The 23396-nt window shown below is 43.3% G+C and carries 15 protein-coding genes; 13 read left to right on the top strand and 2 right to left on the bottom strand.

The annotated features are described in order from the left end of the window. The first annotated feature begins 123 nt into the window (after positions 1-123). The 4 genes from KEM09_RS10985 (at position 124) to KEM09_RS10970 (ending at position 6214) form a co-directional block, all read left to right on the top strand. Positions 124-1032: a GNAT family N-acetyltransferase gene (locus KEM09_RS10985; protein WP_212228282.1), complete on the top strand. Its 909-nt coding sequence runs from the start codon at positions 124-126 to the stop codon at positions 1030-1032. 698 nt (positions 1033-1730) lie between these two features. After that, positions 1731-3062, top strand: coding sequence for a SpoIID/LytB domain-containing protein (locus KEM09_RS10980; RefSeq protein WP_212228281.1), 1332 nt, complete (start codon positions 1731-1733; stop codon positions 3060-3062). A gap of 122 nt (positions 3063-3184) precedes the next feature. Then, a complete protein-coding gene (locus KEM09_RS10975; protein ID WP_212228280.1) occupies positions 3185-5014 on the top strand; it encodes an MFS transporter in 1830 nt (609 codons plus the stop codon). Between the two features lie 93 nt (positions 5015-5107). Continuing rightward, positions 5108-6214, top strand: a complete 1107-nt coding sequence (locus tag KEM09_RS10970; RefSeq protein ID WP_212228279.1) for an acyltransferase family protein — start codon at positions 5108-5110, stop codon at positions 6212-6214. Between the two features lie 104 nt (positions 6215-6318). Here the strand turns inward: KEM09_RS10970 and KEM09_RS10965 are convergent, their stop codons facing one another. Then, positions 6319-7548, bottom strand: coding sequence for an exo-beta-N-acetylmuramidase NamZ family protein (locus tag KEM09_RS10965; protein WP_212228277.1), 1230 nt, complete (start codon positions 7546-7548; stop codon positions 6319-6321). A 110-nt stretch (positions 7549-7658) separates the two neighbouring features. Here KEM09_RS10965 and KEM09_RS10960 point away from each other — a divergent pair, with 110 nt between their 5' ends. The 9 genes from KEM09_RS10960 (at position 7659) to KEM09_RS10920 (ending at position 22299) form a co-directional block, all read left to right on the top strand. Further along, positions 7659-9080 (top strand): transglutaminase-like domain-containing protein, encoded by a 1422-nt coding sequence (locus KEM09_RS10960; protein WP_212228275.1) that lies wholly within the window; start codon positions 7659-7661, stop codon positions 9078-9080. A 147-nt stretch (positions 9081-9227) separates the two neighbouring features. Next, positions 9228-10307 carry a C40 family peptidase gene (locus KEM09_RS10955; protein WP_212228273.1) on the top strand — a complete coding sequence of 360 codons (1080 nt, stop codon included), beginning with the start codon at positions 9228-9230 and terminating at the stop codon, positions 10305-10307. Between the two features lie 87 nt (positions 10308-10394). Further along, the gene (locus KEM09_RS10950; protein ID WP_212228271.1) at positions 10395-11537 is read left to right on the top strand and encodes a dipeptide epimerase; all 1143 of its coding nucleotides are present in this window, start codon (positions 10395-10397) and stop codon (positions 11535-11537) included. Between the two features lie 8 nt (positions 11538-11545). Further along, positions 11546-14380 carry an FAD-binding and (Fe-S)-binding domain-containing protein gene (locus KEM09_RS10945; RefSeq protein ID WP_212228269.1) on the top strand — a complete coding sequence of 945 codons (2835 nt, stop codon included), beginning with the start codon at positions 11546-11548 and terminating at the stop codon, positions 14378-14380. Between the two features lie 3 nt (positions 14381-14383). Beyond that, entirely contained in the window at positions 14384-15289 is a 906-nt protein-coding gene (locus tag KEM09_RS10940) for a M23 family metallopeptidase (RefSeq protein WP_212228267.1), read from the top strand. Between the two features lie 36 nt (positions 15290-15325). Next, on the top strand, positions 15326-16384 hold the full coding sequence (locus tag KEM09_RS10935) for a C39 family peptidase (protein WP_212228265.1): 1059 nt from the start codon (positions 15326-15328) through the stop codon (positions 16382-16384). A gap of 35 nt (positions 16385-16419) precedes the next feature. Beyond that, positions 16420-19482: a SusC/RagA family TonB-linked outer membrane protein gene (locus tag KEM09_RS10930; RefSeq protein WP_212228264.1), complete on the top strand. Its 3063-nt coding sequence runs from the start codon at positions 16420-16422 to the stop codon at positions 19480-19482. A gap of 12 nt (positions 19483-19494) precedes the next feature. Next, the gene (locus KEM09_RS10925; RefSeq protein WP_212228263.1) at positions 19495-21120 is read left to right on the top strand and encodes a RagB/SusD family nutrient uptake outer membrane protein; all 1626 of its coding nucleotides are present in this window, start codon (positions 19495-19497) and stop codon (positions 21118-21120) included. A 66-nt stretch (positions 21121-21186) separates the two neighbouring features. Then, the gene (locus KEM09_RS10920; RefSeq protein ID WP_212228262.1) at positions 21187-22299 is read left to right on the top strand and encodes an SGNH/GDSL hydrolase family protein; all 1113 of its coding nucleotides are present in this window, start codon (positions 21187-21189) and stop codon (positions 22297-22299) included. Here KEM09_RS10920 and hydE read toward each other — a convergent pair. Continuing rightward, entirely contained in the window at positions 22296-23390 is a 1095-nt protein-coding gene (hydE, locus tag KEM09_RS10915; protein ID WP_342344003.1) for a [FeFe] hydrogenase H-cluster radical SAM maturase HydE, read from the bottom strand. The genes KEM09_RS10920 and hydE overlap by 4 nt on opposite strands. Positions 23391-23396 lie beyond the last annotated feature (6 nt).

Below are 23396 nucleotides of genomic sequence, written 5' to 3'. Positions count from 1 at the left end.
GGGGATGAAGAAAGTAAAGTTAATAAACAAGCTGATGGCTGATAGCTAGCGGCTAGTAGCTAAAATACACTGAGAGATAAACCTTAAAGTCTTGTATCTTTTGTCTTAAATCTTAAGTCTACAATGATGAAATACCCAATTACCCTTTATAACCCCGCCGAAAGAGCTGAACTAACAGCCTTTCTCAATCAAAACTGGGAGTACGATACCATAACAGAAGAGTTGTTGAGCGAAAAGCTCGAAGGCGACCCCTATTGGATGCCCAAAGCCACCTTTGTTTGTAAGGACAAAGAGCGCATCATCGGATTTATGCAAGGCGTAATGCGGCATATCCGCGGGGTTAATTATGCCTATATAAAGCTCATGGCTGTGGATAAGGAGTATCGCCGTCAGGGCATGGCAACCGCCATGTACAAGCAGCTGCAGGAAGTATTTAAGGTCCATAAGGCAGATGTGGTGCGCATCTATGATGTGCCACTCAACTATTTTATGCCGGGTATCGACCCGCGCTATACACCGGCTTTGTGCTGGGCCATGCGAAGTGGCTTCGAGCGCTTTGGCGACACTTCTAACTTAGTGGTTGATTTAAACCAGAATTGGGACATGAGCACCCGCGAGAAGGCTTTAAAAAATGACGGCATTGAGGTGCGCCGCGCCAAGCCGGAGGATAAGCAGGCAGTACTGGATTTTATTAAAGATGAGTGGCTGCTGTGGAGCAACGAGGTGGAGATGGCTTTCAAAGATGAAGTGCCATCCATGCATATTGCACTGCTCAACGGCGAGGTAAAAGCATTTTCGGCACACAATGCCAATAATAAAGGTACCGGCTGGTTTGGCCCAATGGGTACGCACCCCGACCTGAGAGGCAAGGGTATGGGGGCCATCTTGCTTAAGCGCTGCCTGCAGGACATGAAAGAGATGGGCTTGTCGCGCTCAATTATTCCCTGGGTAGGACCCATTGATTTTTACGCCTGGCATGCCAACGCCCGTGTTGAAAGGGTGTTTTGGCGTTTCGAAAAGAAATTGAACTAAATCAATACGGTCTGTTTCAACGGAAGCAGGCTTTGTATGAGTGACAGATCGGTGTGTAAGCGAGACAGAGGCGTATGTAAGGCCGACAGTGTGGTATGTAAGCGAGATAAAAGCGTATGTAAGGCCGTCAGCGTCGTATGTAAGCCTGATAGAAGCATATGTAAGAGCGTCAGTATCGAATGTAAGCGTGATAGATGCGTATGCAAGACCATCAGCGCCATATGTAAGCCTGATAGGAGCCTATGTAAGAGCGTGAGCATCGAATGTAAGTGTAACAGAGACGTGCGTAAAACAACCAGTGTCGTATGAAGGATGGTCAGCATCGTATGTAAGCTTACTCTTGTGAAATTCCCCCATCGCCTGGCGGCACTTCCCCAAGGGGAAGATATCATTAAGTTGGCAGCTTTCCCCGCACTCACCCTTTAGGGGTTGGGGTAATATTTTGGGGTAGATAGAGGAATTTATTACCCTTAATTTAGTGATTCTCCCCTTGGGGAGAGACCCGCAGGGAGAAGGGGAAGAAAAGTGGCTGGAGAGCAAGCACTACGCACCATGCACTCATAACTGAGCTTCGGACTTCGGGCAATCATACTTCGGACTATAAAAAAATACATCAAGCATCGTGCACAGCGCACCATGCACTAAAAATAACAACAGCTTCGGACTCCGTGCAACGGACTTCGACTAAAGAAAATATTATGAAACAAATTCCGCTTATACAGGTAGGTATTCAGTTTAAAGAAACCATCGAATTTACTCTGCACGGGCAATATAAAACCAATGCAGGTATTGCGCTTGCCGGGCACTATAAGGCCGTTAAAACAAATGGTGGTATTACGCTGTCCGATGGCTCAGAGGAGATTAGCCTTCAGTCGGGAATTGGTATTAACCCCGAGTCGCCCGATGCCTATTTTACCCTTCATAACGTCACTATTGGTATAAATTTCCATTGGGAGCGTGACGAGGATCAGTCGTTTAAGGGCGGATTGAAGCTCATACTCGAGAATGATAAGATTACAGCCGTTAATGTGTTGCCGGTTGAGGATTACCTGATGAGTGTGATTTCATCGGAGATGAGTGCCACATCGTCGCTGGAGCTTTTAAAGGCTCATGCGGTGATATCGCGCAGCTGGTTGCTGGCACAAATTGAAAAGAACCAAAGCCTGCAAAGTAATGCAAGCGAATACCAGTCGGTGTTCGAATCCGACGATGAGTTTATTAAGTGGTACGACCGTGAGGATCACCTGAACTTCGATGTGTGTGCTGATGACCATTGCCAGCGCTACCAAGGCATTACCAGGGCTACCACCGAAGAGGTGGAAAAAGCCGTGCGTGCTACCTGGGGCGAAGTGCTGATGAATGGAGATGCCATCTGCGATGCCCGCTTCTCTAAATGCTGCGGTGGCATGGTTGAAAAGTTTGAGAATGTATGGGAGCCGGTTAATCATCCCTATCTGCAGGCCTTTGTCGATAATGATGCCGATCCTGCAGGCTTTAAGTTCGATTTAAAAACAGAGGGCAATGCTGAAGAATGGATGCGGGGTACACCCGATGCATTCTGCAATACCACCGACAAGGAGGTGCTGAGCCAGGTGCTTAATGATTACGACCAGGAGACTAATGATTTCTACCGGTGGGAAGTAAGATATGTGCAAAGTGAAGTGAGCGAATTGATCAAAAAGCGCACAGGCATCGACTTTGGAACCATACAGGAGATGGTACCTGTGGAACGAGGAGATTCGGGTCGCTTGATAAAGCTAAAAATAGTTGGCGATAAAAAGACCCTGACGATTGGTAAGGAGCTGGAAATTCGCAAGGCACTATCGGAGTCGCACCTTTACAGTTCAGCTTTTATCATCGAAAAGGAAGAGGCTGATGGACAGCTCACTTTCGTGCTGAAAGGAGCCGGATGGGGCCATGGTGTTGGCCTGTGTCAGATTGGAGCGGCCGTTATGGGTGCCAAGGGTTACGATTATAATGCTATCTTAATGCACTATTTCAGAGGGGCTGAATTAAATAGAAAATACTAGGAATATTCTACTAAAAGCGATGAGAGTAGAGCGATGAGATGGTTCATTTGCAACTCCTTAAATTCTCTTCTCAAATCTCATCTCTTTTATGCACCGTGCACGATGCACTAAGTACAAAAAATATGAAACAAAAATCGACATCTCCCTGGGCTTGGGTGCCCACTCTGTATTTTGCCGAAGGCATCCCTTACGTGGTGGTGATGACCGTTTCGGTAATCATGTACAAGCGCTTGGGTATCTCCAATGCTGACATAGCTCTGTACACCAGTTGGCTCTATTTGCCTTGGGTAATTAAATTTGCCTGGAGTCCGTTAGTGGATATATTAAAAACAAAGCGCTGGTGGATTGTGGTGATGCAGCTGTTGATTGGAGCCGGATTGGGGGGCGTGGCGTTGACCATTCCTGTGCCGGACTTTTTTCAGTATACGCTGCTATTTTTCTGGTTGCTGGCCTTTAGTTCGGCTACGCACGATATAGCGGCCGATGGCTTTTACATGCTCGATTTGGATGAGCATAAGCAGGCCTATTTCATTGGTATCCGAAGCACTTTCTACCGTTTGGCAATGATTACCGGACAGGGCTTGTTGATTATTTTGGCGGGTTTTATTGAGTCGTCAACAGGTCTGGAGCCGGTAGAATTTAGCGTTACCACGCAATCGACGCACACCGAATGGGTGGTTCCGCAAGCTAAAAGTGTGACTACCGGTGGCGAAAATCAGTTTGTTGTAACGCAGGCTGATGTGGTGATAGGGCTGAATAAGCTCAATAAGATTCAGGCCGATTCCATTAAAGATTGGGCACATAAGCAAAACCTCAGCAATGGGTTTGTGATAAAGGAGGTGCAACTAGAGCAAGCACCCGGATGGTGGTCATCAAACGTGGCTACGCCGCTTAAAGAATCGTTGAAAGAGCGTTTTGGTAAGGAAGATAAATCGGCCATGTTCAAGGGCGAGGTGCAGGGCAATATTGCGGCCTTTGGTATCAGGCTGGCACAGATGCCCGAAGAGGGCGAAAATGTTGTGCTAAACCTCGACAGACAAAGCGGAGCCAAAGATTTATCGCTGGTTGAAGGACATCGGCTGACCTTTAATAATCAGAACTGGGATCAGCAAGCCTGGGTACTGGTGCAGGCCGATCCTAAGCTTGATACAGCTGTGTCGGCCGACTTTAGGGGCTTATCTGGTAATATTCCTTTTGCCTGGTCGGTTACCTTTTTTGTGCTGGCCATTCTGTTTGTGGTGTTCCTTATCTACCATCGCTTTTTTCTTCCACGCCCGGCTGCTGATAAGCCGGTTGCCGAAAGTAAAAACATGCTCAATGAGTTTGTTGAAACATTCGTATCCTTCTTCAAGAAAGAGAACTTTGCCATCGGGCTACTGTTTATTCTGGTATTCCGTTTAGGCGAAAGTCAGCTGGTTAAATTGGCTTCGCCCTTTTTACTCGATGCACGTGAGGCAGGCGGACTGGGGTTAACCACCGGCGATGTGGGTTTGATATACGGTACCATTGGTATCATTTTTTTAACCTTGGGCGGTATTATTGGAGGTTATCTGGCCTCGCGCAATGGATTGAAATATTGGATTTGGTGGATGACATTGGCCATCAATCTGCCAAACCTCACCTATGTTTACTTATCGTATGCCACCCCCGAGAGTATGTGGATTGTGGCCTGCAGTGTGGCGGTTGAACAGTTTGGATACGGCTTTGGGTTTACCGCTTACATGCTTTATCTCATTTACTTCTCCGAAGGAAAGAGCAAAACTGCACATTATGCCATTTGCTCCGGCCTGATGGCTTTAGGTATGATGATACCGGGCATGATATCAGGATGGTTGCAGGAAATAGTCGGCTATCAGAACTTCTTTATCTGGGTGATGATTTGTACTATTCCCGGCTTCCTGATTATTAAGTTTCTTAAGATTGACCCTACATTTGGTATTAAAAAGCAATAAAGAAGTGGTCCGTGCCACAATTCCCGGTGCGGACCACTCTTTTAAACTCTCAACCCTCAACTTAATACATTAAACTCCTTAACTAACAAAATAATGACGAAGTCAACACGCTATCTGGCCCTTGATGTGCTCAGGGGCGTTACTATCGCAGGCATGATACTGGTTAACACTCCCGGAAGCTGGTCATATGTTTATTCGCCCTTGCGGCACGCGGCCTGGCACGGATGCACCCCTACCGATTTGGTGTTTCCTTTCTTTTTATTTGTCATGGGCGTTTCCATGTATTTCTCATTTTCAAAATATGGCAACTCATTAAATAAGCAGTCGCTCATTAAGATTGGCCGACGCTCTTTGCTGATATTTGCGATTGGTTTATTCCTTAACTCTTTCCCGCAGTGGGATGTTGATTTCTCCAGACTGAGAATCATGGGCGTTATGCAGCGGATAGCCATCGTTTATGGCATTAGTTCGCTGTTGGTTCTGGCCTTTAAATACCGAACGGTTCAATGCATTGGTGCCGCTATTCTGCTGGTTTATTGGGCGATTCTTTATTTCTTTGGCGGAACCGATCCCTATAGTTTAGAAGGTAATGTGGTGGCAGTAGTGGATAAATGGATACTGGGTGAGCAACACATATACAAGGGCTTTGGCATGGCTTTCGACCCTGAGGGACTGTTGAGCTCCTTGCCCGCCATCGTAACCACCCTTATTGGCTATTTGGTTGGGCGCAGCATCAAAACCATTGAAAAATCTAGGTTGCCTCTGCATTTATTGATTGTTGGAGCTATTCTGACATTTGCCGGGTGGATGTGGGATTTTGTCTGGCCAATTAATAAGCCTATCTGGACTGGCTCATATGTGGTGTACACAGCCGGTTTAGGCACGATGTTTCTGGCTATTCTTATCTGGGTCATCGATATCAAAGGCTACAAAAAGTGGACTTCCTTTTTTGTGGTTTTCGGCATGAATCCTTTGTTTATTTATGCCTTGTCTGGTCTGTGGGTTAAAAGCTTATATAAGCTTGTTCAGTTTAAAAGCGATGAAGGTGTTGTAAACGGATACCGTACTTTGTATGAGTCTGTTTTTGTGCCGCTGGCCGGAAATATGAATGGATCATTACTGTTTGCTTTGGTACACATTGTTTTCTTTTGGTTGATTGGTTGGGTACTTTATCGGAATAAGATATTTATTAAAGTATAACAGCAATTGTTGTTATGCTGTTGTGTTTGTGTGTATCAATAATAAGAAAGCTGCCTCGTTTCGTAGGCAGCTTTCTTTTTTTTATCAAAGTTGTTTGAGGCTCATTAATACAGAAAGTATTTGCTGGCTTTCTTCTTAAATGGTTTAATGTCTTTATACCAGAGTTCTTCAATGTCTTTTACCAACCAGCGCTTGGTAAACTCTTTTCGTATTTTGTCACTGCCACTAACTTTATCAAACATGCCAAGGCGGGCTGGTTCACAAAGTTCAAATACATTGTGTTCGGGCCACAGCTTATGAGCTTCCTGTAGTACGTAAAACTGTATAAGGGAGAGTGGCGCTGTATTGTAATCGGTAAAATGCACCTGCACACCATGTATCAACTCACCTTTTGAAACGCTGTAATAGGGTTTGTAGTGAACCGGTCTGAAGTGCAGACCTTCAATGTGCAAGGTATTTAGGTTGTTGGACAGGCTGTCTGCATCTACCCATTCTGCAGCGAATAGCTGGAAAGGCAGTGTGTAGCCCACACCAATGCTCATAACGTATAGTTCGCCCAATATACCACTGACCGGATAGAAACTGGCTGAGTGAGCATGTGGGATGTGTGGCGAAGATGGTACCCATGGTAAACCGGTTTCTTCAAAAGTCATGCTGCGTTGCCAGCCTTCCATTTTAATCACTTCCAAATCACATTGCACGCCATCTTTTAGCAGGTGTTCGCCATTTAAGAATAAGGCCAGCTCGCCCACTGTCATACCATGCACATAGGGTATGGGAAACTGACTGACGAAAGAGATAAATTCAGGTTCGGTAACCATGCCTTCCATTTTGATTCCTCCAAGCGGATTAGGACGATCGAGCACAACCATTTTGATGTTATTCTCGGCTGCTGCTTCCATGGCAAGCCCAAGTGTACTGATATAGGTGTAGGAGCGCGAACCAATGTCCTGGATGTCATACACCAATACATCAATGCCTTCTAGCATTTCTGACGTTGGTTTTTTGTGTTTGCCGTGCAGACTGTATACCGGTACATTGGTTTTGGGGTCGGTAAAGAAATTTACTTTGTCGCCCGCTGAGTAATCGCCGCGCACCCCGTGTTCAGGACTGTACATAGCTTTAAGTGTAACATTGGGTGCCTGGTGCAGAATGTCAATGCTTGATTCAAACTGGCTGTTTATGCCTGTTGGGTTGGTAATAAGGCCAATGCGCTTATGTGCTAGTTGTTTGAAATTGTCATTTTGTAATACTTCTATGCCTGTTTCTGTTGTTTGCCCTATTATAGAGTTGCTTATCAAAATAAGTATGGCAAAAAAAAGGTTTTTTCTCATCGCAATAAATATTAAAAAGAATTTGAGGAAATCTATTTGATTGATACATTTGTAATATGTAATACAAATATAGACGCTATATTTTGTTTTCCTACTAAATGAGCTAAGTTATGCAAAAGACTCTGATGATATTCTTAATTCTTGCTGCTTTTTGCAGCGGATGTGTTAATGATACAAATCAAAAGGTTGAAACAGATTGGAGTAAGCCAGAGCAATTCCTGGAAAATGGTCAGTTATTAGCATTGAGTACTTGGGTTGATTCTGCTCAGCATGCCGTGCCAATGTATTCTGAATTGTGGATGAAGCTTGATTCGTTTAGGCAAATAGCCAACAGGGTACAATTGGAATTTAGTTTGGATGAAGGAGCTGTTCGTGAGCAGTTGAATGCACGCATTGATGATGATTATACACAAGAGGAGTTAGAGGGGTGGGAGCACAATGGGAAGCTGGAATATAAAGTAATTAATGGTGAGAAACGTTACTTTAAAAGGGCGGCTTCCAATCTGGCTTTGTTGCTAAACAAAGGAGATGGGTTGATTGATGCTGCACTGGATAGTTTTTGCCTGGTGCACACCAATGAAGTGATTCGGGCAATTGATACTGCCAATACTTTTTTAGCCGAACCTCAAGTGTTTGAAGTGCAATTTGATGTGCGTTTGCAGGCTGATGTCGTACCTGCAGGTGAGATGGTGCGTTGCTGGCTGCCATTTCCTAAAACTTCGCATGGGCGTCAACGCGATGTGGAGTTGGTATCTGTTTATGAGCCATCCTATCTGCTGGCAGATGACTCGTGTGTGCACGGTTCTATTTACATGGAGAAGCCAGCGATTGCCGGAAAGGAGACTGTTTTTAGTGTTGCCTATAATTTTCAATCATATGCTGAGTATTATGATATGGGCAAGTTGCAAGTGTTGCCCTACGATACGTCAACTACTCTTTATAAACAATATACAGCACAGCAGGCGCCTCATATTGTATTTAGCAAGGAGATGATGCAGCTGTCAGATAGTATCTGTGGTAATGAGGTGCGACCTCATGAAGTGGTGAAAAGGTTGTACTACTGGATTGATGAAAATATTCCATGGGCGGGTGCTCTTGAGTATGCAATCATGCCTGATATTCCCAGGTATGTGCTGAATAACAGGAAGGGTGATTGTGGTATGCAAACCTTGCTGTTCATGGCCATGGTGCGCTATAAAGGTATTCCGGTTAAATGGCAAAGTGGCTGGATGTTGCATCCGGATGCTATTAATCTGCATGATTGGTGCGAAGTATATTATCAGGGCGTTGGTTGGGTACCGCTAGATATGTCTTTTAGCTTGCAAAAGTCAGATGATGAGCGTATTAAAGAGTTTTATATCAGTGGTATTGATGCTTATAGACTCATTATTAATGATGATATTGGTGCTGATTTTCATCCGATTAAGCGGTTTATGAGAAGTGAGCCGTGGGATTTTCAGCGAGGTGAGCTTGAGTGGTCTGGTGGGAATATTTACTTCAATCAATGGACTTATGAACTCACTCTGCTTTAGCTAATTATTAACCGTTTTTCCTAGGTGTGTTTGCGTTTCAGGATTAATATGTCATATATGTTATAAAAATATCAAACTTTGTTTGAATTTGTTAAAACAATTTCTAATTTTGACATGTGTAAGATGTAATACAACATACCTAATAAAATGAAAAAAAATCTTTTACTTCTTTCATTAGCTGTTATTGTTCTTTTGTATGCTTGTGAAAAAGCTACAGTCAAACAGGGGTTGATAATAGAGCAGGTAGAAGCCAAATGGGTGCCTGATTCAAGAGTGGATGTCTTTGATGTTGAGTTAGTGTATTCTCAAGGTACTTTGCTTGTGAAAGGCGAAACTACTATAGCTGAGGCCAAAGACGAATTACTTGCAAAATTAGGGCAAACAGATAAGTTGATAGATAGCCTTGTGGTGTTGCCCATCTCCAGCATCGAAAAAAAATGGGCCGTTACAACTTTGAGTCTTGCCAATTTACGGGATGAGCCAAAGCATTCGGCGCAGTTGGTGTCACAAACCATCATGGGAACGCCGGTAAGGATTCTGAAGCAAAAAGGAGGTTGGAGCCTTGTGCAATCACCTGATGGCTATATCGCCTGGACCAATAATTCTTCTCTGGCATTTATGAATGAAGCAGAGTTCGATGCATGGCGTTCTGCCAAGCGGGTGCTCGTTTTAAGTGATGGTTGGTTGGAAGATGGATTTGGTCATCATGTTTCAGATTTGGTTAAAGGGAGCCTGCTGACCGTGGTGGAGAAGCAGAAAGATAAGGTGATCATAACACTGCCCGATGGACGAAGCGGATCGGTCGAATCGGATATCGTCAGGGAGTTTGATATGACGGGTGACTTACCGGCTTTAAAAGGGGAGAAACTTATTGAAGTATCAAAAGAGTTCATGGGCTTGCCTTATCTGTGGGGCGGAACTTCCTCAAAAGCAGTTGATTGCTCCGGTTTTCTCAAGAACATTTACTTTTTGAATGGCTACATTTTAGCGCGTGATGCTTCTCAGCAAATCAAATATGGTCAACCTGTACCACTACAGGTGGAAGCTTTGCAAGTGGGTGATTTGCTATTCTTTGGCGATGCAGAATCGAAAAAGGTAACACACGTCGGGATGTATATTGGTGATACAGAGTTTATTCATTCGTCGGGTCGTGTAAAGGTTAATAGTTTGGATGAAACGCGGGAGAACTACAGTGGTTACCGCAGAGCATCCTGGTTGGGAGCTTAGCGCTATATCGGACAAAAACCTGGGGAAGGATTGATGCCTGTCAATCAGCATCCTTGGTATGTGAATGATAAATAAGGGGAATTAGTAATGAATACCAGAAGAATTTTTCTAAAAAATACTGGCTTACTGGCTGGAGCTGCTCTGCTTGGAGGAACACAGGGCTCTTGTGGCTCAGGCAAGGCGAAAGGGAATCCGCTTTGGGGCGCTAAAATGAAGCTGCGCTATAAAGCTTACGATTTACAGCTAAAGCATACTTTCACCATTGCCTCCAATTCAAGGACTACTACACCGGTAATGTTAGTTGAGATAGAGTATGATGGTGTGGTGGGATTTGGAGAGGCGTCAATGCCACCGTATTTAGGTGAATCGCATGAAACGGCTGCTAAGTTTTTGTCATTGCTGAACCTGGAGCGGTTTGAGAGCCCGTTTTTATTGGAAGATATATTGGCGTATGTGGATGGGGTGATGCCTGGGAATTACGCAGCTAAAGCTTCGCTTGATATTGCTTTGCACGATTTATTAGGCAAGCTGGTGGGGCAACCACTGCATAAAATATGGGGATTGGACCCGGATAAAAGCCCCAACACCAGCTTTACCATTGGTATTGATACAGCTAATGTAGTAAGGGAAAAAGTGGTCGAGGCATCGCCATATAATATCCTAAAAGTGAAACTGGGCGGAGGGAACGATAAAGAGATGATCAATACGATTCGTTCCATTACTGATAAACCTTTATGCGTAGATGTTAACCAGGGCTGGAAAGATAAGCATGCCGCTCTGGATATGATACATTGGCTGAAAGAACAAGGGGTAGTTTTTGTAGAGCAGCCCATGTCAAAAGCTAAGGATGCCCGGGATGATATGGCCTGGCTGACGGAAAACAGTCCGCTGCCAACTATTGCCGACGAGGCCTTGCAAACGGTGGAAGATGTGTTGCCATTAAACGGCATTTACTCAGGTATAAATATTAAGCTGATGAAGTGTGGTGGCTTACGGGCGGCCCGTAAGATGATGACCTTGGCTCGTGCCATGGATATGAAGGTGATGATTGGATGTATGACTGCCACTTCGTGCGCTATTTCTGCCGCCTCACAAATATCGCCACTGGTTGACTGGGCTGATTTAGACGGAAATCTGCTGATATCAAATGATGTGTTTGATGGTGTCAAAGTGATTAATGGTAAAGTGACATTAAATGATCGCCCCGGAATTGGTGTTGTCAAATTGTGATAGAAAGAATGGGCACGAAAGGTAACATAGAATTTTTTAAAAGGCAGATTGTCCGTGAATTGGGCAAAGATCAGGTGTTTAGCCGATATATCGATCGCTATGCCAAAGGGACGGATGCAGGTTTTTACCGTTTGGTGCCACAGTTGGTGGTGCTGGTTAACTCTGAATTGGAGTTACAGGACGTGATAAAAGCTGCAAGTAGCCATTTTGTGGCCATCACATTTAAGGCAGGCGGTACGAGCTTATCGGGTCAAACAATTACCGATTCGGTGCTGGTAGAGATTGGGCCTGAATTTAGTCAGCTGAATATACTGGATGATGGCAAGCGTATAAAAGTTCAGCCCGGTGTAAGAGGTGGTTTTGCCAATGCACAGCTGGCCAGGTATGGCTATAAAATTGGGCCTAGTCCGGCTTCAATTAATTCGGCCAAAATAGGCGGAATTGTGGCTAATAATGCCAGTGGTGCCAGTTATGGAATCATCACAAACAGCTACAATACCATTGGATCCATGCGCATAGTGATGGCTGATGGTACCCTGTTGGTGACTGATGATGCGGCTAGTCGTCAGAACTTCCAGGAAACGCATAAGGAATTATTGGATGAATTGCTTTGTATAAAGCAACAGCTTGAAAATGATTCGGAGGTGTATGCTAAGATTCAGTCTAAATATCAGCTGAAAAACACCACTGGCTATGGGATGAATGCCTTTGTGGATTTTGATGATCCGATTGATATTTTAATGCATCTCATGGTGGGTTCAGAAGGAACTTTAGGGTTTATTTCGGAAGTGACCATGCGCACGATTCCTGATGAAGCACATAAAAGTTGTGCATTAATCTTCTTGCCCAATATTCAGGAAGCGGCAAAGTGTATTATTCCTTTAAGAAGTTGTTGTGTCAGCGCAGCAGAGCTAATGGATCGCAATGCGTTACGGGCAGTGGAGGATGTTGATGGCTTACCTTCTGAGCTGAAAGAATTACCAGATGGGGCGGCTGCTCTGTTGGTGGAGACGGCAGCAACAAGTGAAGCGGATTTAAAAGGCCATCAGGAGGAAATTCTGGCTAAATTATCAGGGATTCAAAAGCTGTTTCCTATCAACTTCACTGATAATGCTAAGGATTACAATACATTTTGGAAAGTGCGTAAGGGGCTATTTACCTCGGCTGCAGCCACACGCCCAAGTGGTACAACCTGCATCATCGAAGATGTGGCTTTTCCGGGTGAGGTGCTGGCTGAGGCTTTGCCGGCTTTACAAAATTTACTGGATAAGCACCATTACGCAGGCTCAGTAATGTGGGGCCACTTGCTCGACGGGAATATACACTTTTTAGTAATGCCTGATTTCGGCCAGGACTGGCAGATGGATAACTATAAGCTGTTTATGCATGCCTTGGTTAAGTTGGTTGTGCATCAGTTTACCGGGAGCCTAAAAGCCGAGCATGGAACAGGTCGTAATATGGCGCCATTTGTTGAATATGAATGGGGACATGTGATATATGAATTGATGAGGCGGGTAAAACGCGCGATTGATCCGCTGAATATTCTAAATCCTGGCGTTTTAATTAATGACGATCCGGAGATTTATACTAAAAATATTAAGCAGCTGCCTCAAAGTCACCCCTTGGTTGATGCCTGCATCGAATGTGGTTTTTGCGAGAGCAGTTGTCCATCGCGTGATTTAACATTAACACCTCGACAGCGCATTACTGTTTTCCGTGCTTTGAACGCTGATGCTTCAGAAATATCACAGAAAGATATGAAGGCACTTGCTAAAGCATTCGCGTATAAGGGCGAAGAAAGTTGTGCAACCGATGGCTTATGTGCACTTAATTGTCCGGTTGGGATTAATACCGGTAAGCTAATTAAAGACTTACGATTTGAATCAAAAAGTCGCTTGTCAAATACTGTGGCCACTTATATAGCCAATCATTATGGGGGAACCAGTGCAGTTGTTAAGGGAGCTTTAGGTGCTGTTGGCGCACTGCAGAAGGTATTGCCGTTAACAGTAATGGAAAAAGGAGGCCATTTTGTGCATAAAGTTTCTGGTCGAAATGTGCCTCTCTGGAACCGGTATATGCCACATGCGGCAGCAAGAGTTGATGTGGTATCTGATGTAAAGTCAGACCATAAGGTGGTGTACTTTCCGGCTTGTATCAATCGCATGATGGGCAATGATGCCAGTATGAAAGATAAAGATTCACTAACTAAGGTGACTAAAAGACTGCTTAATAAAGCAGATTATGAAATAATTTATCCTGAGAACCTGTCCGGCCTTTGCTGTGGAATGTCATTCGACAGCAAAGGATTTCATGGACAGGGAATGATGAAACTTAAAGAGTTGGAGGATGCTTTATTGGAAGCATCTGATTATGGTCGTTATCCGGTTTTGTGTGATATGAGCCCTTGTTTGTTGCGCATGAAAGAATTGATGGATACGCGATTAGAGCTGTATGAGCCTATCGAATTCACCTTAAGCTTTCTGAAAGATAAGCTGCAGTTTACGCAGAAGGATGAAACGGTGATGGTGCATGTGACTTGCAGTAGTACTAAAATGGGACTGGATGAGCAATTGGTGCAACTGGCTCAGCTGTGCGCAAAAGAAGTGATTAAGCCTGAAAAAACGGGATGCTGCGGATGGGCAGGCGATAAAGGATTCAATCTGCCGGAATTAAACAAATCAGCTTTGCGCTACCTGAAAGAAGAAGTGCCGGAACGAGCAGTGGCTGGCTATAGCACCAGCCGTACTTGTGAGATAGGACTGTCGGTGCATAGTGGCCTGACGTACCAGTCCATCTTGTATTTGGTGGATAAGGCGACTGAAAACTTAACTCAAAACAGATAATCAATGAAAATTTTTTATACGCTGATATTAATCGTATTAACGAGTTTGGGCACTGCTGCACAATGTGATAAAGTGATTTCTTCGGTAGAGGATCCTGGGCCGGCACAAGTGACTGGCTCTACATTGCCTGTTGATGCAAAGGAAATGGATTGGTTTTTTCCGGCAGACTACACGCGCTTGGTGGCTTTTGGCGGGAGTGTCGGCAGTAAAGCTTCACATGAAGGTGTAGATTATGTACATGAAAACAAGGAGCAACCACACGTTTATGTGCACTCAATAGGTGCAGGAGAGGTGGTTTATGTGCGCGAAGGATGTCCAGAAAGCAGTTTGTTTGCCCACAACAATTACAGCCGTGAGTGCGGAGCTGGTTGGGGAAATCATGTGGTTATTAAACATGGCTCAATTTATTCGAGATATGCGCATTTGCGCAAAGGAACGGTGCAGGTTAAAGTGGGAGATGTCGTGTTTGGAGAGCAGCTGATTGGTGAGATGGGTAATTCAGGACGAAGTGAGTTGCGTCATTTACACTTTGAAGTAGGAACGCGCACGCAGTTATTTGATCCATGCGGCATGTCTCAAAATTTCGACTATGTCTATAATCCATCACAGCTTAATTATAAAAAAAGGACAGGCATTGATGATGAACTGGCTGAAGATACGGCTAAGGTGGTAGTGTATCATGAAAGAAATGCAGAACATATAACCGTTGAGATGCCTGCAATGCATAAGCTGGGACAAGTAAAGTGCATCGAGCTGTATGATGCTTTAGGCAGAAAACTTTATGAAGTTGTAGTGTCTGGATGTAATGCCAATAGTGTCTATCGCCTGCCTTTTTTAGCACGCCAGCAGCCGTTAATCTGCCGGATTGTAACCACTAAGCTAAGTTTTACACGAAAGTTTATGAGTTAAATAATTTCCAATTTATCTAATGCAAAATCAAAATCTATGAAAAGAAATGTATTGTTATTCGGTCTGGTAATGATGGTTATGGGACTGTTTCAGTCGTGTGATAATGACGAAACAATCAATCGTTATTACCCAATTAGTTGGATGCCGGTTGTTGATTCGGATGGTGAAATGTTAAAGTCAACATATCTGGATGGAACGGAGCTGGAGTTTGTAGTGCCATTTAAGGTGCATAATGGCAATGAAGTAACGTTTATTGAGTTAAGTACTGCAATTGTTGATCCAACAAGCGGCGAAGTGAGTCAAAAGACAAAGGTGAAAGAGTATGCTCCATCTGATTATGAATATGTAGCAGAAGAGTTGCATTACAAGGTAGATATGAGCTATACAATACCATCTGATTTGTTGGATAAGAAAGTGCAACTGCTCGCCGATTTTTATACGCAGAACGGCACATCTCAGGAGCGATTTGTTGCTGAATTTCAGGTGGTAGAGTTTAAAAATGTTATTGGTGGTTTGCCATATTTTTATATGTGGAATAACGGAAGCTGGTCGGCTCAAGGTTTTGAGGCTGAGCATTCAGCAGGTTATTCGGCTTTAAATATGGTCATGAATTTTTATGGATTCGATCCTGATAATGCCAATTTTCAAAATGATATGGGAGGCAATATTGCAGTTCATGATGTTGATTTTGTTACCTGGTATTATGTGACCCAATTGTCATCTCCAATTTTTGCGCAAACAGTAGATGAGGTGAATGAAGTTTATAATACTGAAGCCCCATGGTATGGTGGTCCTAAAGTGTTAGAAGGTACAACAACAGGGACATATGAAGCTATTGAAGAGGCCATTAATAATGGTTCTCCGGTAATTGTGCATGGTAACTTCCGTAATGTTGATTATTTGCACCAAATCGTTTTGGTAGGTTCTAACGAAACTGAATTTATGGTACTCGATCCGGCTGGTAAATGGAATGGAGCCGTTAAGGGCAACTATGAAAAGACAGAAACGATAGGTATGTACACTAAATACTTAAAAGCAGATGTGTACGCGGCCATTGGTGATGATGGTGAAGTGCATATGAATACGCCTTTTTAATCTGAATAACTCGTACTATTTAAATAATTAAATCAATGAAAAAGTATCTATTAAGTCTATTTTTCTTGTGCTCTCTCATAGTCTATGGGCAAGCACAAATAACCGTTACCGGAACGGTTACGGATGATCAAAATTTACCCTTACCCGGGGTTAATGTGGTGATGAAAAGCGATCCATCGCAAGGTACAATTACTGATATTGATGGTAAATATTCATTACAGGTTGCTGAAGGTGAAACAATCGTGTTCACATTTATTGGAATGAAATCGCAGGAAGTGCCTGTGCAAGGGCAAACCACCATCAATGTCACTATGGAATCGGCATTCATTGGATTAGATGAGGTAGTGGCCGTTGGTTACGGTGTGCAGAAGAAGAGTGATATTACCGGAGCTGTTGCTTCTGTAAATGCTGAGGTGTTAGATGGACAGCCAGTGGCAAGTGCAGCTACCATGCTGCAGGGACGAGCTTCGGGTGTTATGGTAACAGAAACATCAGGTGCACCAGGTTCTGGTTTGTCGGTGCGTATTCGAGGAACAGGTACTGTTAATAATTCATCGCCTTTATATGTGGTGGATGGTATTTTATTAGATGATATAGGTTTTCTTAATCCATCGGATGTGGCTAATATGGAGGTGTTAAAAGATGCTTCTGCCACAGCTATTTATGGTTCTAGAGGTGCAAATGGTGTTATATTAATTACAACCAAGACGGGTAGCACAGCTGATTCTAAAGTGCAGTTAGAAGTTAGTGGAGGTGTTCAGGAAGTATGGAACAAGCCAAACTTAATGAATTCTGAGGATTGGTTGGATACGTACAATATGTCGCAAATGAATGCAGCTAGCTTTACTGGTTCGAGCGCATATAAGCCACTTAACCTGCAAGCGCCATCTGATGATGTAACGCGCACAACCAATTGGTTTGACGAAGTTGTGAGAACGGGTAAGGTCTATAAAGTCAATGCGACTATTTCGCGAGGTGATGAAAAATCAAACTCGTTGATTAGTGCAGGTTACTTCCAAAATGAAGGTATTGTTTTGAATTCGATGTATGAGCGTTTCAATGCCCGTATTAATAACAATTATTTTATGGGAGACAAGTGGGAAGCTGGCTTTAATATTGCTGTTTCGCATGAGGAGACAGATGCAATTACGGGAAATGCGATCAATGGTATTTTAACATTGGCGCAACGCATGGATCCATTAACACCTGTTTATCAGGATAACGGCGAGTATGCATCAACACCATATTCTGATTTGGGCAATCCCGTAGCACAGTTAAATAGGGATGTTTATAAAGATAAGGAGTTGAGTGTTTTAGCACGAGCTTATGTGCAGTTTGAACCGATTAATAATTTGTTCTTTAAAACAGCTGTCAGCCTTAACATGTATCGTGATAAAAGCAAAACGTATTATCCTGCTTATGACTATGGTAATGAGTTGAGAGCCGTAAATAATATTTCTAAGACGTATAGCGATACTGATGGTATATTAACTGAAAACACCATTAACTATATCTTCTCCAGAGAGAAGCATAACCTATCATTATTAGGTGGTTTTACGGCAGAGCAAACTAAGTACGAATACCTGGGTGCATCGCGAAATAATGTGCCTAATGATATTGAAGAGTTGCAATATATTTCTGCTTCGGCTGATATTGAAAGTACTAATGCCTGGAACTCAGGTACTGATGTGCGTATGTACTCATACCTGGCCCGTGTCAATTATGACTATGCTGATAAATATTTCTTAACGGCCTCATTCCGTCGCGATGGTTCGTCGGTTTTCGGTCCTGATAAACGCTTGGGTAGCTTCCCGTCAATGTCTTTAGGATGGAAACTAAGAAACGAGTCATTTATGGACTGGTTATCATACGATGTGGTGAACCGTATTAAGGTAAGAGCCGGATGGGGACGTGTTGGTAATGCTAAGATTCCTCCCTATTCATTTACATCAACCGTTCAAACCAAAGATAGTCGTGTAGAGTATAGTTATGTGTTTGGTGGACAGGAGCAGCCCGGTGCAGCACCAGTAAGAATGGCCAATACAGAGGTTCAATGGGAGACTGTTGAGTCAACCAACTTTGGTATTGATATGGCATTCTTGGGCGATAAGATAAGTTTATCGGCTGACTATTTTATTAAGGAGACCAAGGATATGTTAGTGCAGGTCCCAATTGCACAGTATGCCGGATATGACGGAAGTCCTTATGTGAATGCTGGAAACGTAGAAAATAAAGGTTTTGAGATTGACCTTGGCTATCGCGGTAAGATAGGTAGTGACTTGAAATTTGCGCTTAATGTAAACGCATCGCATGTGAAAAATGAAGTAACCGATTTAGGTGGTGGACAGCCTATTTATGGCGGTTCAGTTAGTCTGGTTGGTTCTGTAACACGCACGATGGAAGGTCTGCCAATTGGTTCTTTCTACGGATATGAGGTGGAAGGTGTTTTCCAAACGGATGAGGAAGTAGCCAATAGTCCGCAGTCGGCTGATCCGATTGGAGCCGGTGATTTCCGCTTTAAAGATCAATGGACCGATAAAGACAATGATGGCGTATTGGAAGAGCCGGATGGTGTCATTGATGCCAATGACCGCACCATGATTGGAAATCCGATTCCAGACTTATTTTATGGTATTAACCTCGATCTGGAATATAAAAACTGGGATATGTCCATATTCTTCCAGGGAGTTCAGGGTAATGATATTTTTAACGGTTTTAAGTATTATAACTATGCCGATTACAAGCGCTTTGCTCTAACGGAGGACTATAAGAAGCATTGGACACCACAAAACGGTTCCAACTCAATGTTTGGACTTAATGCCGCAACAACTGAGTATAACCTGAAGCAATCTGACTTTTATATTGAAGATGGTTCCTATTTGCGTTTAAAAAACTTGCAGATAGGTTATACATTCAGAGATGTAGCTCCTTGGTTATCAAGTGTGAGGTTATACTTCTCAGGCCAGAATTTACTCACCTTTACCAGCTATTCGGGTTTAGATCCTGAAATTGGTGGAGGAACCCTTTCTCAAGGAGTTGATTATGGAACTTATCCTCAGTCAAGAACCTATTCATTTGGCGCAAGTGTAAACTTCTAATCGTAAACGACTATGAAAAATATTAAAAACATATTATTAGCCGGACTATTGGTCTTTGCTTTCGGTGCATGTAGCGAAGATTTTCTGGACACAAAAAAGATTGGAGAGCAAACTGAAGATAGTTTCTACTCCAATGATGCTGAGTTGATTAAGGCAGCTAATGCTTGCTATGCGCCACTTTGGGAATACCACTACAACTGGGGCCGTACCTCAATGAATAACTCAAGTACTGATGATGCTGTTGACCGCGAGGATCTACAATTGCGCGAGTTTACCTATAATGCCGGTCATTTCCTGTTTTTGTACAATTATCGCTATAACTACAGGGGGATTTTGATTGCCAATAAGCTTATTTACAATGTGGAAGGTGCCGATATCCCTGGTGTGAAAGATAAGGATCTTCAAAAGCGTGTAGTGGCTGAGGCTAAGTATATGCGTGCTTATTACTACTACGATTTGGTGAAAATGTTTGGTGATGTGCCACTTATTACGGTGCCGTTGTTAAAGGATGATCTAACACAAACTCGTGAAAGTGCTGATAAAGTATTTGAACAAATTGAAAAAGATTTGCTTGAAGCTGCAGCCGACTTGCCAACTAAAGCTGAGGTGGCAGATATGGATGAGTTAGGCCGTGCTACTAAAGGAGCTGCCTATGGTCTTTTGGCCAAAGTGTGTATGACTCAGGCAAGTTCTGGTTACTCAAGTCAGTCGTTTTATGACGATTCAAAGTGGGCAGATGCCAAGAAATATGCCGGTGAGGTATTTAAATTAGGATATGATTTGTACCGCGGTGATTATCATGATATTTTCACAGAGGAAGGTGAAAATGGCATTGGGTCTATTTTTGAAGTGCAGTTTTATGATTCGCCATTGGATGATGGTGCATTTACCAATAACGGTAACTTTACTACATTCCTGAATATGCCATGGTTGGGTGCAGCCGATCCTTATGGTCGCTATCAGGCTACATACGATTTGTACCTGGAGTTTGAAGATGGTGACCCTCGTCGTGAGCAGTCGTTAATGAATTCATTGACTTTTGGTGAAGAGTGGGCCTATGAAGATAGTGAAGGAGAAACGGTTATTCCTGTTGTTAATGAAGATTTGACAGGATTTAGTAACTACAAGCATTATCTGTCAAGGGAGCGTTACTTTAGTCTTGGTAACTTCCGTAACTCGCCAATCAACGAGCGTATTATCCGACTGTCTGATATCTACCTGGTATATGCAGAGGCTTGCTACCATACAGGCGAAGAAGGTATAGCGAGGACGTATTTGAATTATGTACGTGAGCGAGCTCGCCAGGGCAATGAGGCTGTTTTGCCAGATGTTACAGTTGGTGGTGCTGATTTGTTAGAGGCAATTTACCACGAGCGCAGAGTGGAGCTGTGTGGTGAAGGTCATCGTTTTCATGATTTGGTACGAACAGGTCGCCTGGAGCAGGAGTTGAAGGTGGATGGTTATAAAGTAAAGGCTGCGTTGACCAAGGAAGATGATGGTTCGATAACTGTTTCTGATTCTGGCGAGCCAGTGTTTAAGGCAACAAACTTGCAGATGCCTAAAAATATGTTCTTCCCAATACCGCAAAGTGAAGTGGATAATACGGGTGGTGTTATAACGCAAAATCCCGGATATTAAGGTGTAATTAAATAAATGGGATAAAGAGGGTGTAATGCCCTCTTTATTTTTTTTGTACTGTTAATTATGAAATATTTCATTGGTATACTATTGTTGTTTGTTGGACATATGTTGCATGCTCAGGAACGATTTGTTTCAGCTGGTCATGAAGCTTTTTATTACTCAGGCCGTGTTGATTTATCTCAATCGGATGTTGCAAGGTTTGACTGGCCCGGGGTGTCTGTTAATTTTCAATTCACAGGAGAAACACTGGATTTGTGTTTAAACGGTGGTGAGCGCAACTATTTCAATGTTTTTATTGATGGACTGTTGCATGAGGTGATGCATGTGCCTGCTGATACGGTTTATCCGGTCAGGGGTATAAATGGTCAGGGGTGGCATTCGTGCCGTATTCAAAAACGTACCGAGGGTGAAATGGGAATGGTTGTATTCAAAGGTGTTCATTTGGAAAAGGAGGCACAAATAAGATCTGTGGAGCATCAGCAATGGCGCAAAATAGAGTTCATTGGTAATTCTATTACCTGTGGCTATGGCACTGAAGGTAAATTGCCCGAAGAAGATTTCTTGCCGGAGACAGAGAATATCAATAAATCCTATGCTTTTATTGCGGCACGAGCATTCAAGGCAGAGTGCTACGTAACTGCACATTCTGGGCTGGGTGTGGTGCGTAATTATGGCGATAAAGAACCAATATCTACCAAATTGGCAACCTTGCCCAATCGCTATCATCAGGTGTTTGATATGGACACGTCTTTGGCATGGGATTTTTCCCAATGGCAACCCGATGCAGTGGTCATTAATTTAGGAACTAATGATTATTCCACCGATGTAGCACCTGAAAAATCGGTTTTTGTGCAGCGCTACTTGCGGTTTATAAAACAGTTGAGAGATTGCTATGGCGATATCCCAGTGTTTTGTGTTAATGGTCCTATGCGCGATGAGCCTGCTTATTCAAATGTAAAAGAGGTGGTTGAGATAGCTCGAAGTGTATATGGCGATAAGCACATCTACTTTATCGGTATTCCTGCCAGCTTATTAAATAAAAGTTCCGATTTAGGCTCTGATTACCATCCGTCGTATCGCGGACAGTTAAAGATGGCACGCCATATTATTCCAACTATTGCGAATGTAATGAATTGGGAATTTGATGACAGTGAGTATGAGGCTTTGAGCTATTAGTTACTCTTTCCTTGTCTTTTGAAGTAGTGTTTCGAATCGCCCCATTCACTATAGCCAATTTCTCGTCCGGCCATCTCTACACGGATGCTTAAACAGTTGGAACAATCCTCGGCACCTTCGTCAGTACAGGGTTTATTTTCGTATAGTGTGTAATCCTTACGATGCAGAGTAGGTGTTATATTGGGCATAATCACATTGGCACCATAGCGTAGAGCTTTTTCGCGGCCCATCGGATCGATTGCCTGGAGGGCTGTCGCAGCTGCAATATTAATGTCGGGCATTAGTAATCGTAAAGCAGCGATCATGTTCAGGGAGACATCGAAACGTCGCTGAAGTGGCCAGAGGATGTCTTTATGTGCGTATAACGGTGTTTCGGTATGCTCGATAAATGGCCCCATGCCTACCATATCAATATTCATATCTTTGAAAAATAATAAATCGTCAGCCAATTGCTCATAGCTCTGAAGTGGCAAGCCAATCATGACACCAGTCCCGGTTTGGTAGCCAATCTTCTGCAGTGTTTTTAAACAGTTGATGCGCGTTTCAAAGTTGTGTTTCTCATCCTCAGGATGAATCTTGTAGTATAATTCCTTATTCGAGCTTTCAATTCGTAAGAGGTAACGATGAGCGCCTGCTTCAAACCACTCTCTGTATACTTCTTCACTTTGTTCGCCTAATGAAATAGTGATGCCCAATTCTCCGTTGGTAGCTTTTTTGATAGCTTTTAATAGATTGGTAATGCGCGAAGTAAAGGTTGTGTCGCTTCTTTCACCTGACTGTAAAACCAATGAACCGTACTTGTTTTCATGAGCAAAAATAGCAGCTTCGATTATGGCTTGGTCATCTATATCGTAGCGTTCAGAGTGGTTGTTGCTTTTTCTGATGCCACAGTAGTAGCAGTCCTTGGTGCAATAATTTGAAAATTCAACCAGTCCCCTGAAATACACCTTTTTTCCGAGTGTTTCAACGTATTTATTTCCCACCGACTTCAGAAAATAGTCGCGTTCAACGCCTTCTAAACTAATTAAAAAACTCAGTTCGTCTCTTGTAAGTGTTTCTTTTACAAGTAAATTATCAATCTTATTGCTCACGGTTCG

The sequence above is a fragment of the Carboxylicivirga mesophila genome (assembly GCF_018271975.1).
In the GTDB taxonomy this organism is placed as follows: domain Bacteria; phylum Bacteroidota; class Bacteroidia; order Bacteroidales; family Marinilabiliaceae; genus Carboxylicivirga; species Carboxylicivirga mesophila.
The sequence above is the reverse complement of the archived record's forward strand: the minus strand, read 5'-3'. Positions and strand labels throughout refer to the sequence as shown.